At 71.0% G+C, this 11,454-nt stretch carries 9 protein-coding genes; 4 read left to right on the top strand and 5 right to left on the bottom strand.

Translation table 11 applies throughout. The annotated features are described in order from the left end of the window. Together MFF55_RS07665 and MFF55_RS07660 are read right to left on the bottom strand one after the other, a co-directional pair. On the bottom strand, positions 1 to 906 hold a 906-nt coding region (locus tag MFF55_RS07665), incomplete at its 3' end, for an MCP four helix bundle domain-containing protein (protein ID WP_238243482.1). Between the two features lie 356 nt (positions 907 to 1,262). After that, positions 1,263 to 4,187, bottom strand: a complete 2,925-nt coding sequence (locus MFF55_RS07660; protein ID WP_373874745.1) for a phosphoenolpyruvate carboxylase — start codon at positions 4,185 to 4,187, stop codon at positions 1,263 to 1,265. Between the two features lie 186 nt (positions 4,188 to 4,373). On the opposite strand from MFF55_RS07660, the gene MFF55_RS07655 reads away from it, so the two are divergent. Together MFF55_RS07655 and MFF55_RS07650 are read left to right on the top strand one after the other, a co-directional pair. After that, positions 4,374 to 4,637, top strand: a complete 264-nt coding sequence (locus tag MFF55_RS07655) for a hypothetical protein (protein WP_238243481.1) — start codon at positions 4,374 to 4,376, stop codon at positions 4,635 to 4,637. Next, positions 4,634 to 5,329: a hypothetical protein gene (locus MFF55_RS07650; protein WP_238243480.1), complete on the top strand. Its 696-nt coding sequence runs from the start codon at positions 4,634 to 4,636 to the stop codon at positions 5,327 to 5,329. The genes MFF55_RS07655 and MFF55_RS07650 overlap by 4 nt, the downstream gene beginning before the upstream one ends. Positions 5,330 to 5,336: 7 nt before the next feature. Here the strand turns inward: MFF55_RS07650 and MFF55_RS07645 are convergent, their stop codons facing one another. Then, on the bottom strand, positions 5,337 to 6,494 hold the full coding sequence (locus MFF55_RS07645) for a YihY/virulence factor BrkB family protein (protein ID WP_238243479.1): 1,158 nt from the start codon (positions 6,492 to 6,494) through the stop codon (positions 5,337 to 5,339). A 209-nt stretch (positions 6,495 to 6,703) separates the two neighbouring features. Next, the gene (locus MFF55_RS07640; protein WP_238243493.1) at positions 6,704 to 8,293 is read right to left on the bottom strand and encodes a methyl-accepting chemotaxis protein; all 1,590 of its coding nucleotides are present in this window, start codon (positions 8,291 to 8,293) and stop codon (positions 6,704 to 6,706) included. Positions 8,294 to 8,620: 327 nt separating this feature from the next. Between MFF55_RS07640 and MFF55_RS07635 the strand changes: the two genes are divergently transcribed. Then, positions 8,621 to 9,919 carry an HlyC/CorC family transporter gene (locus tag MFF55_RS07635; protein ID WP_238243478.1) on the top strand — a complete coding sequence of 433 codons (1,299 nt, stop codon included), beginning with the start codon at positions 8,621 to 8,623 and terminating at the stop codon, positions 9,917 to 9,919. Between the two features lie 22 nt (positions 9,920 to 9,941). Here MFF55_RS07635 and MFF55_RS07630 read toward each other — a convergent pair whose 3' ends face one another. After that, a complete protein-coding gene (locus tag MFF55_RS07630) occupies positions 9,942 to 10,706 on the bottom strand; it encodes a class I SAM-dependent methyltransferase (RefSeq protein WP_238243477.1) in 765 nt (254 codons plus the stop codon). Between the two features lie 77 nt (positions 10,707 to 10,783). Between MFF55_RS07630 and MFF55_RS07625 the strand changes: the two genes are divergently transcribed. Then, positions 10,784 to 11,443 carry a TetR/AcrR family transcriptional regulator gene (locus MFF55_RS07625; RefSeq protein ID WP_238243476.1) on the top strand — a complete coding sequence of 220 codons (660 nt, stop codon included), beginning with the start codon at positions 10,784 to 10,786 and terminating at the stop codon, positions 11,441 to 11,443. The last annotated feature ends 11 nt before the right edge of the window (positions 11,444 to 11,454 follow it).

Genomic DNA, 11,454 nt, shown 5'->3' with positions numbered 1-11,454 from the left:
GGTCGAGGCGCCCGCCAGCCCTTGCGTCAGGGCCGAGACGTTGTGCTCGAAGCTCTTCGTCAGCGCGTCCAGCGCCTGCGCACGGCGCATCTTGGCCTCGTTCTCCGAGGCCAGCACGCGATCGCTCTCCCGCTTCGCGACGAGGCCATTCCTGAACACCTCGACGCTCGCCGCCATGGCTCCGATCTCGTCGGGCCGACCGAGGCCCGGCACGGGCAGTTCGAGGTCGCCGCCGGCGATCCGGCGCATGACCCCGGTGATGGCCGCGAGCGGGCGCACGACGCCGTTGAGCGTCGTCGAGAGCGCGAAGACGAGCGCCGCCAGCGCGATGATCAGCGTTCCGACCCCGATCTTGCGCGCGAGGTCGTAGGCGGCACCGGATCGCCCATGCACGACCTCGGCGACCTCGATCTGAAGATCGACGAGCTTGCTGATCGCCTCGCTGACGGGGTCGATGCTCTGGTAGAGGCTGTCCTTGACGAAGGCGTCGAGTGCGGGTCGGTCGTTGCGCTGGAGAATGCCCAGAAGGTCGGTCATCGCCTTGTCGGCAAGGCTCATGGCGGCTTGAGCCTCGATCGCGCGGCGTTTCTCGTGCTCGTCCATGTAGGTTCCGGCATAAGCCGCCCACTTCGCCTTGATGCGGCTGCCCGCTTCTTCGACGGCCTGTCGTCCTTCCGGCCATGTCAGGTTGCCGTTGCGCACCTTGTGGGAGGCATCGACGATGTTGACCGCGTACATGTCGGCCACGACCTTGAGGTCGCGCAGTGGCACGACGCGATCGGCGTAGATCGTTTCCATCCCGGCATTCGACGTTCTCGACGCGTAGCCGCCGACCGCGGCCGTCAGAACGATGCCGGCGAACAGGCCACCGATCGCGGCGAAGAGGCGAGCTTGGATCGAGCGCATGGTTGATCCTCGGGTGGCATCCGATGGATCAGCGTAGTCGGCAAAAATTTACAACCTTCCTAGACTCGTTCGATCGTCCGATAGCGCACCATTGACGCGGAAGATCTTTCGCTCTGGCGCGACGAGAACGTCCCGCCGTTCGTGGAGGACCTGCGCATCCGAGCCTTCATCGTTCGTCTGCTGGTGCGGCGGGCGAAGACCGCTGTCGTGGCGGAGCCGGAACCCTGACGTCGGCGGGCCGGACGCGCCGTCGATGTTTGCCGCAGGAGACGGGTGACCCGAACGCCGAGATGGTACGCCGTGGCCTACCGGCGCCGTGCCGACGCAGGTTGGAGCTGCGCGAAACGCCCTCGACCCTACCCGAACGCTCCCACCTCGTGCTGGATCATGCCCGACAATTCCCGCACCCGGGCGAAGCAGCGGCGGATCGGCTCGAACAGCTCGGTGTGCTCGGTGGTGTAGGTGCCGACGTCGCGCGGGCCCGCGGGCTCGCCGAAATTGAGGCCGAGCGTCGGGTCCGGCGTGATCGGGAAGATCTCTTCGAGCAGCGTTAGGCAGCCGTCGATGTCGAGGCGCAGGAAGCGCTCGATGAGCTGCTCGCGGGTGACGCCGGCCTGCGGCCGGAAGCCCGGGATGTGGACGGCCAGGAACCAGATCCGATGGATCAGCGCGAGGCGGATCGCGTGGAGGAGGGTCAGGCGCACCGACATCGTGCCGAGGTCGGGCGCGGCGGCCTGAAGGCTCAGCCAGTCGCAGGTGAAGCGCCCGAACAGGCGGCGCAGGTCGGGGGCGAGGCGCAGGCGGTCGAGCGCGGTGGCGATGACGACGAGCTCGTCGCGGCGCGTGTCGCGCTGCGTGCGGCGCGCCCGCTCCAGCCAGATGGCGGGGTCGAGCGTGTCGACATAGGCGCGCAGCACGTCGAGGTCGCTGACGCTCGCGCCGCGCTGCACGAGGCGGAAGGCGCGGGAGAAGCGCACGGAATCCCGGCGCATGTCCCGGAACAGGTCCGGGGCGCGGCCCGCGGCGCGGCCGAGCCCGTGCAGCGAGTTCGCAAGGTAGCCGAGCTGGTGCAGGATGGCGTTGTTGGGGATCGCCCGCATCTGGCGCGGGTGGGTGATCATGGCCGGCCCGCCCCCGTCCGTCTGGCGCGCCACGGGGCGCGAGCCGGTGCGGTCGAGGAGGCTCGGGCCGAAGGTGCCGAGCAGCGCCGCGTAGCCGCGGTCGTCGACGAGGGATTCCATGTCCTGGCGCACCACCGTGAAGAACTCGGCGGCGAAATCGGTCTCGGCGTAGATCGGGTCGTCGGTCTCGTCGGCGCCGGCGCCCGCGTCCGAGAGGACGTAGTCGGCGAAGGCGTCCTCGTCGGCGACGTCGAGGGCGAAGACGTGCTCGGCGACGCGCTCCACCGTGGCCTTGGCGAGCGCGCGCGAGCCAAACATGAGGTAGCCGTCCGAGCCCTGGAAGCTCGATTCGAGGCGGACGCGAATGCCGGCCGCCCGGTTGCGCCGGCGCGCATCCTCCGGCGCCAGGTAGGCGAGGCGGTCGCGCAGGCTCGTCGGGTGGGCGCCGCGGCCGATCGATTCGCCGTGGGTGTCGAAGATGGCGAGCTCGATGCCGGTCAGGTCGTTCTGCACCATGAGCTCGGTGATGCGCAGGCGCAGGCGCTCGATCCAGAAGCTCGCCGCGAGCTGCCCGACGTAGCGCCCGGAATCGGAGTAGCCGAACTGCACGGTCAGCCGGCCGATGCGCTTGAGGTAGGCCCGCCAATTCGGGTTGCGCAGGGCATCGTCGAGGACGCGGATGCCCTGTTCGAGCGCCGAGGCCGTCTCGAAGAGCGGCGTGATCTCGACCTTGTCGCCGATGCCGTAATGCCGCGCGAGCCAGAGCGCGGCGAGCAGGGTGTAGCCCGTCTCCGTCTCGGCGATGAGGAAGCGCACGGGGTGGGTGCCGTCCACGTGCTTGAGGATCTGCGTGATCGTCATCATGAGGCGTGCGGCTGAGGCGCGCTCGGCGGCGAGCGCCCCGAAATCGACGGCCACCGGCTGCACGTCGTTGAGGAGGGCGTGGATGGTCGAGAGGTGCGAGCGGCGCTGGGCCGCGTCGGTGGGCTCGCCCTCCAGGTCGATGACGCGGCGCACGGCGTTGTGGATCTGGCTGGCGTTGAGCCGGAAATGCGGCAGGGCGTTCGAGAGCCCGTGGGCGCTGATCCCGGCGCGCAGCACCGAGATGGCGTGGCGGTCGGCGTCGCCCTCGGCCGCGGCCAGCGCGCCGGCGAGCCCGCCGAGGATGGCGCCGGCATCGGTCTGGGCGCGCTCGCGCTCGATGATGAGGGCGAGCGCGAAGCGGTGCACAGCCTCGAGCGAGGGCTTGGTGCCGAGCCGGGGCGCCACCGCGAGCTGACGGTTGACGGCGGCGAGCGCCCCGCCGGCCAGGTCGCGCACGACCCGGGTCGCCGGGATGTCGGGGAGGGTGCGCATCAGCCGGTCGAGCTGCATGCGCTTGGATTCGATGCGGTAGCGCAGCGTGTCCCACCAGCCGATATCGGTGCGCCCATCGGTGTCGCAGCCGACCCAGCTCGCGATGGCGAAGGGCTTCGGGACGAGCTCGGTCCAGCGGTCGGGCCAGCGCGCCCGGGCGGTGTCGAGGAGGGCGCCGTTGAAGGCGTCGAGCGCCGCGCGGCCGTGATTGGCCGCGATGCAGGCCTGGTCGAACTCGTCGTCGAGGCTGATCGCGGGGTCGGGCCGGCTCGAGCGCGCCGCCGCCTGCGCGATCAGCGGCGCCCGCGCGGCCTCGTCCGGTTCGGAGGCCGCCTCGGCGATGAGCGCGGCGACGGCCTTGGGCATGCCGAAGGTCGGATGGGCCGTGAACACCACGGCGAAGGCGGTGCGCCCGACGAGATCGCGAAACGTCTCGAAATCGCCCGGCCCCTTGGGGATCGCCGCGAGCAGGCGGGCGGGCATGGTGGTCTCGGGCGTCGCCTCGTCCGCGAGGCCGACATAGGCCCTGAGGCGGCCGGCGCGCTCGGCGAGCGCCTGCTCCCGGAGGCGCGCGAACAGGGCGTCGAGGTCGTCCTCGCCGATCTCGCCCCGGTCGAGGCGGCGGGTGATCGCCAGCGTCACCGCCAGGACGGGGTTGCGGAACGGATCCTCGCTCGCCTGCTCGCGCGAGGTCGCGACGAGGGCGGTCAGCTCCTGCTCCAGGCCCTTCACGTCGCGCGCGCCGGCCTCCTGTCGCGGCGGGGACGGGGCCGGAACGGCGTGGTGACGGTCCTGCATGCGCATCATGGTTCGGTCTCGGGCGAGGAAACGGCCTTCATGGATCGCGGAGGCGACGCTGGGACGACGGCCCTGGCGCCCCGCGCGCCGCGCCACTTGGCGCCTCGGACCGGGCCGACGCAAGGACCGTTCCGCCGCCGGCCTCCCTCGGGTGATGCAACGGGGGGCGTCCTGCGCTAACCCTGGGCCGGTATGGAAACCCTCGTCATCCTGGCCGCGGCCGCCGCCGTCGTGATCGCCACGATCCTCGTCGTGCGGACCATGGTGCGGGCCGCCCGTCCGCCGCTGCGCCTGCCCCATGAGGATGCCATGATCGAGGACGAGGAGGACGGCCTCATGGACCCCATCGCTGCGCCCCCCGTCAGCCCGATCGACCGATCGGCCCCCATCCTGGACCTCGAACCGGTCGAGCGGCCGGCGGGCAAGCCCACGGGTCCGCGGAGCACCGAGCGATGATCCGCTCGCGCTCGCTGGTCCTGCTCCTGTCCGGGCTGGCCCTCCTCGACGCGGGCTCCGCCGCGGGCCAGACGCCGGCCGAGGCGCCGGTGACGGAGACGGCCCCGCTGGCCAAGCGTCCGCCGGTTCGCAGGAAGCCGCCGCCCGCGCCGCCCCAGCCCATGGCGGCCACGGCGCCGCTGGCGAACCCGAAGACCCCCGAGCTCGCGGTCGTCTGCGATGCCAAGGCCGCCCGCTACGAGGACGCGCAGGGCATGGCGGTCTGGGTCACGCGCTCGGGCGCGATTACCATCGACAATCCCTTGCGGCCCCTGACACCGGATACGACGCGGGTGCTGCAGGTGATCATCCGCGACCGGGTTGCCACCGCCTACGGGCCGGACCTGCTCGGCCTGCGCCGGGGCAGCGCCCCGGCGACGCTGGAGGCTACGACGGGCGGCCCGATCCGCTGGGATGGCGAACTCACCATCCTGCCCGATCCCCTGACCATCGTCTCGGAGACGGGCGAGCCCCTGGCCCAGCTCCCGTTCAAGGAATGCGGCGTCGCGCCGGCGACGCGGCCGGAGCCGACGGTCGCGGCGAAGAAGCCGCCCGCCGCCAAGCCGGCCCGGTCTCAAGGGGCGCCGAGGCCCGGGGACGAGCCGAAGGCGCCGCCGGGACTTCAGGTCCCTCAGGGCGCGATCGCGCAGTAGTCCCGGCTCAGGCGGCCGCGCCGACGGTATCGGCCATCCGGGCGTCGCGCGTGCCCAGCGGTTGCTTCTGCCCGACCGTGGTGTCCTGCGCCGTCTGGTGCTCCATCTCGGCGTTGATCTCGGCGCCGACGAGCACGATCGTGGTCGAGAGCCAGATCCAGGTCATGAAGCCGATCACGGCGCCGAGCGAGCCGTAGGTCTCGTTGTAGCTGCCGAAATTCGAGACGTAGTACGAGAAGCCCAGCGATGCGGCGAGCCAGAGCGTGCCGGCGATGGCGCTGCCCCAGGTCACCCAGCGCCAGCGCGGCGCGTCCCGGCTCGGGCCGTAGCGGTAGAGGAGCGCGAGCCCGCCGAGCACGGCGAGCAGCAGGGCGGGCCAGCGCAGGAGCGAGACGTACCAGGCCGTCTCGCTGAGGCCGATGAACTTGAACACGATGGGCAGCACGACGATGGCCACCAGCGCCAGCACCACGAAGAGCAGGGCGCCGGCGGTGAAGGCCAGCGAGCGCAGGTTCAGCCAGATGAACGAGCGCTTCTCCTTCTCCTCGTAGACGACGTTGAGCGCGTCGAAGACCGCCTTCATGCCGCCGTTGGCGCTCCACAGGGACAGGGCGATGCCGGTGAAGAAGGTGAGGCCGAGCGTGGTGTCGCCCTTCTCGGTGATGCGCTTCACCTGCTCGCCGACGATGTCGAGGGCGCCCTGGGGCAGCACGCCCTGCAGGCTGGCGAGATGCTCGTTGATGGTAGCCGGGTCGGAAACGAGTCCGTAGATCGAGACGAGTGCGGCGACGGCCGGGAAGATCGCGAGCAGCACGTAGAAGGTGACGCCGGCGGCGACCGAGACGAGGCGGTTCTCGCTGATGTCGTGGAAGACCCGCATCCCGATGTCCTTCCAGCCCCGGGCCGGAATCTCGGAGGGGGTGTCGGCCTTGCGGCCGCGATCGGCCTCAGTCTCGGCGACCCGCTCGGCCTCCGCACCGGCATGGGCGGGCGAGGCCTCCCGCGCCGGCCCGTTGGGGGAAGGATGGTCACCGCCCGACCCGCCGCGCCGCTTCGGCAGGGCGACGAGGCCGAGGAGCGCCGTCGCCAGGGCCAGGGTCCACACGGTGGAGTTGCCGCCGCCGGGCTCGCCGGTGCTCGGGCGGATGTCGCTGGGGGATGCCATGTGCCGGTGCCGCTTCGCAGAACGGGCGCCCGTGAGGGGGCGCCAACCTGGGCGGACAACGGGCGCATGCGCCCTTCGGTTTCACGGTGTCGTGAGAACGCCCGGTGACGCCATGAACCGGGCGTGCCCGACCCGCGCGGGCGGGCCCGGGAAATGACGACGGCGCGCGGCGGCCAGGCCTGCCACCACGCCCTGCCGTGGGCGGCGTCTTACGCCGCCCGGATCGTGCCGAGGAAGCGATGCACTTCCGCGCGCAGGTGCTCGGACTGGCGGGACAGCTCGGAGGCCGAGGACAGCACCTGGCTCGCCGCGGCCCCCGTCTCCTCGGCGGCGCCGGCGACGCCCGAGATGTTGGCGGTGACCTGGCCGGTGCCGGTCGCGGCCTGGGTCACGTTGCGCACGATCTCCTGGGTCGCCGCACCCTGCTCCTCGACGGCGGCCGCGATCGTCGTCGTCATGCTGCTGATCTCGCGGATGCGCTCGGTGATGCCGGAGATCGCGGTGACCGCCTGGCCCGTCGAGCCCTGGATGCGGGTGATCTGGCCCGCGATCTCGTCGGTGGCCTTGGCGGTCTGGCTCGCGAGCTCCTTGACCTCGGTGGCGACCACCGCGAAGCCCCGTCCCGCCTCGCCGGCACGCGCCGCCTCGATGGTCGCGTTGAGCGCCAGCAGGTTGGTCTGGCCCGCAATGTTGGAGATCAGCGCCACGACGTTGCCGATCTGGGCTGCCGCATCGCTCAGTTCCTGGACGAGGGCGGCGGTCTGGCCGGCCTCCTCGACGGCACGGCGGGCCAAGTCGGCCGAGCCGCCGACCTGACGGCTGATCTCGGAGACCGAGCCGCCGAGCTCCTCGGCCGCGGCCGAGACCATGGTGACGTTGGTGCTCGCCTCTTCCGCCGCGGCGGCGACGCTGGAAGTCTGGCTCGCGGTCTGGCCGGCGGTGTTCGTCAGGGTGCGGGCGGTGGCCTGCAGCTCGGTCGCGGCGGAGGCGACGGTCTCGAGGATGCCGCCCACGGATCCCTCGAAGCTGTCGGCCATGGTGAGCCGGGCCTGGCGGCGTTCAGCGGCCGATCTCTGGTCGGCGGCCTGCCTGGTCAGGGCTTCCGCCGCGGCCTGTTCCGCCACCTTGTCCTTGATCGCCTCGACGGCCCGGCCGACGGCGCCGATCTCGTCGCCGCGCTTCGAGGCGGCGATCTCGGCGGCGAAGTCGCCCTGAGCCATGCGCTGTAGCACGCCGACGAGGGCGGCGAGCGGCCGGGTGATGCCGGAGATCACGACGAAGAAGGCCATGGCGATGGCGAGCACGAGCCCTCCGCCAGCGAGCATCATGGTGGTCCGCTGCACGTCGGTGCCCTGCGCGGTGAGCTTGTCAGACTCACGGTCCATCCCGGCCTGGAGCTCCTCAGCGGTTTGGCCGATCGCGGCCGCCATCGGTGTGAAGACGGGATCCACGTTGGCGCGGATGAGGTTCACGGCCTCCCCGTCGAGGTTCATCGCGGCGAGCTGGCGGATCTCCGCGGCGGCCGCGATGAAGGTCTCGAACCGGGCCCCGATGGCGTCGACGCGGCCCGCCATGGCGGGAACGCCGACCCGGACCTTCTGGAGCGATGTCCGGACTTCGTCAGGGACGAGGTTGAGGGCGTCCTCCGAGGCCTTGATCTGAGCCACGTCGGTCTCCGCGATCATCCGGTAGGTCCGGTACATCGCGACGTGGACGAGGCGGTTGACCCGGCGCATCTCGACGGCTGCCCGCGCGTCCTTGGCGATGAGGGCGGAGTAATCCCCGTCGATCTTCGCCATCTGGCTCATGGCGAACCACACGGTCCCCGTCACGATGAGGGTGACGGGCGCGAGGACGCCGAGGATCTTCCAGAGGATCTTGATGTTCGACAACACGCCCGTGCTCCGCCGCGCAGAGGAAAAAAGGCTACGGTTGTCGTGAAATCCGGTTAACGGAGCGTGTCGTCGGTCACGCTTCCGTGAGGAGATGAGGTCGGGTTGCATTCGACCTCACCCACCGCGTTTTCGCTCGTGCCCCGAGCGCGCCGAAGCCGACCGGTGTAGAGAACAGGCTCGACCGGCCGCCTCGACCCTCCCCGGGGGCGCCCCCTGCCACGCGGCTCGCTCATGGAAACGCACACCGACTTCTGGTTCGCCGCGAGCATCATCGCGATGGCGCTCCTGTTCTCGGCCTTCTTTGCCGGGGCCGAGACCGCCTTCACCGCCGCCTCGCGGGCGCGGATGCTGTCGCTGGAGACGGCCGGCGACCCTCGCGCGCGGCTCGTCAACCGCATCCTCGCCATCCGCGAGCGCTTCATCGGCGCCATGCTGATCGGCTACAACGTCGTGGCGATCGGCGCCTCGGCCTTCACGACGAGCGTGCTGACGACGCTCTACGGCAAGGCCGGCGTGCTCTACGCCACCGCCGCGATGTCGGTCCTGCTGATCGTTCTCGCCCAGCTCCTGCCCAAGACGCTGGCCATCAGCAAGCCGGACCGCGCCGCCCTGGTGATGGTGCGGCCCGTGGCCTTCGCCGTCGCCGTGCTTGGGCCGCTCGCCCTGGCGATCGAGAGTCTCGTGCGGCTGATGCTGCGCCCGTTCGGCGTCCGCATCGGCGAGCACCAGTCGATCCTGACGGCGACCGAGGAGATCCGTGGGCAGGTCGCCCTGCTGCACCGCGAGGGCGGCGTCGCCAAGGCCGAGCGCGACATGCTCGGCGGGCTGCTCGACCTGCACGACCTGTCGGTCTCCGAGGTCATGGTCCACCGGACCAAGATGCGGACCATCAACGCCGACCTGCCCTCGGAGGAGATCGTCCGCGAGGTCCTGGCCTCGCCCTACACCCGCATGCCGCTGTGGCGGGGGACCTCGGAGAACATCATCGGCGTGCTCCACGCCAAGGACCTGCTGCGGGCCCTCGACGCGGCCGGCGGCGACGCCTCTGGGCTCAAGGTCGAGGCGCTGGCGCTGGAGACCTGGTTCGTGCCGGACACGACCTCTCTGCGCGACCAGCTCAAGGCCTTTCTGACCAAGAAGACCCACTTCGCCCTCGTCGTCGACGAGTACGGCGAGGTCATGGGCCTCGTGACCCTCGAGGACATCCTGGAGGAGATCGTCGGCGACATCGCCGACGAGCACGACGTGACGGTCTCGGGCGTCCGGCCCCAGGGCGACGGCTCCGTCCATGCCGAGGGCTCCGTCCCGATCCGCGACCTCAACCGGGCGATGGACTGGGACTTGCCCGACGACGAGGCGACCACGATCGCCGGGCTCGTCATCCATGAGGCCCGCGCCATCCCCGACACCGGCACGGCCTTCAACTTCCACGGCTTCCGCTTCCAAGTCCTGCGCAAGGCCAAGAACCGGATCACCAGCTTGAGGATCACGCCGCTGGGACCCGTCTCGGCGAAGAAGCCTGTGGAGTAGGGGAGGCCTAACCCTCTCCGCGTCAGGTCCCGGCCGGCACCCGCGGCTTCTCGGCATCCACCATCCACATGAGGGCGAGCGCCGTCAGGAAGTGCGATCGGGAGGCGTTCACCCTTAGCCCCGCCTCCCGGAACGCCTCGGCATAGGCATGCGTCGGCAGCCACTCGCCGACGAGGACCCTGCCGCCGGGCTTCAGCACCCGCGCGATCTCGCGGCAGGCCTGGCGCTGCTCGGCCTTGCTCTCGATGTTGTGGATGCAGAACAGCGAGAGCACCACGTCGAAGCTGGCATCCGGAAACGAGAGCTGGCGGGCGTCCTGGGTGAGCAGCGCGACGTTGTCCTCGACGCCTTCGAGGCCGACGTTCTCGGCCAGGCGATCGAGGGAATTGTCCGAGAGGTCCTCCGACCGCCAGACGTCGATGCCGGTCGCCTGTCCGCGCCGGCCCAGCCGCTTGGCCGCGCCGATCAGCAGGAGCCCCCGCCCGGTGCCGATATCGAGCACCTGCTCGTCGCCGCGCCATGCGATCAGGCCGATCATGTGGTCGCGCACCCGGTGCTTGCCCAGCAACCCGTAGACGAGCATCGAGAGACCGAGGCAGAGCGGGACGAGGCTCGCCGCGACGAGGACGCCAGCGAGGAGGACGAGCCGGCCCTCTGCCAGAAGGAACAGCCCCGCCCCGACCGCGAGGCCGCTCGCGCCGGCAGCCAGGAGCTTCAGCATGATCCCCGGCGCGTCGAATCCGTAGCGTGCGCGCCTCCGCCCAGCTCCGAATATGGTACTCGGCACCTTGGAATCTCCTGGACGCGCGGCCAAGCTTGGCGGAATTTTTAGACACGAATGACTGGAAATTGGCAAGGGCCCGCATGAGCGAAGCAAGGCCGGACGGGGCCTCCGCCAAACGCGCCGTCGGGCGTCCACGGGCTCACGAGAAGCGGCAGGCGATCATCGCCGCGGCCTGGCGCCTCTTCCTGACGCAGGGCGTGCAGGCGACGGCCCTTGAGGCCGTCGCGCGGGCCGCCGGCGTTTCGCGGGCGACGCTCTACAGCCACTTCCCCGACAAGACGGCCCTGTTCGAGGCGACGATGCGCGACGAGATGGATCGCCTCGCGCCCACGCAGGCGCTGCCCGCCGAGGGTGTCTCACTTCATGACGGGCTCGTCGCCTTCGGACGGGGCCTGATGCGCTACCTCGCGAGCCCGATCCCGGTGACGTTCTACGCCGTGCTCGCGGGCGAGCTGCGGCGGCACCCTGACCTGGCGCGGCGCTTCTACGAGCTGGGGCCTGGCCAGACCCACCGGGACCTGACCGCGCTTCTGGTCCGGGCCGCGGGCAGGGGCGAGATCGATCTCCCTGAGCCGGAACAGGCGGCCGAACAGCTCGTCGGGCTCTGGCAGGGCCTGACGAACTACCGCCTCGCCCTCGACCTCGACGTCGACGCGCTGGTCGCCGGGATCGACGAGCGGGTCGAGCGGGCGGTCGCCCTGTTCCTCGCCGCCCATCGCGGGGAGCGCGTCCAGGCCTAGCCCAGGGCGGT

Origin of the sequence: Methylobacterium iners, assembly GCF_022179305.1 — a bacterium.
Taxonomy (GTDB): Bacteria; Pseudomonadota; Alphaproteobacteria; order Rhizobiales; family Beijerinckiaceae; genus Methylobacterium; species Methylobacterium iners.
The sequence above is the reverse complement of the archived record's forward strand: the minus strand, read 5'-3'. Positions and strand labels throughout refer to the sequence as shown.